Source organism: Pseudobacillus wudalianchiensis (assembly GCF_001685015.1).
Taxonomy (GTDB): domain Bacteria; phylum Bacillota; class Bacilli; order Bacillales; family Domibacillaceae; genus Pseudobacillus; species Pseudobacillus wudalianchiensis.
In genome coordinates, this window is sequence record NZ_MAYT01000021.1 from 1 (window position 1) to 363 (window position 363).

Sequence of the window (363 nt, forward strand, 5' to 3'; positions counted from 1 at the left end):
CCTGCATCCAAGCGGACCCCAAAACCGCCGCCGGAGCGATACGCCATGATTTTGCCCGTATCCGGCATAAAGTCATTCAACGGGTCCTCCGTTGTCACACGGGACTGGATCGCATAGCCATGAATCGTAATGTCTTTTTGTGCGGGAATGCCGACTGTTTCGCTATGTAACGAGTGGCCTTCTGCAATTAAGATTTGAGACTGAACGATATCAATGCCCGTAATCATTTCTGTAATCGTATGCTCTACCTGGACACGCGGGTTCACTTCAATAAAATAGAATTGATCGCCCGCCACAAGGAATTCGACGGTCCCTGCATTTAAGTAGTCCACGTTTTTCATGAGCTTGACAGCTGCTTCACAA

1 protein-coding gene is annotated in these 363 nt (G+C 48.8%); it reads right to left on the bottom strand.

The genetic code is table 11. The annotated features are described in order from the left end of the window. A partial coding sequence (locus A8F95_RS10555) for an ATP-binding protein (RefSeq protein ID WP_483826432.1) occupies positions 1 to 363 on the bottom strand: 363 nt, incomplete at both ends.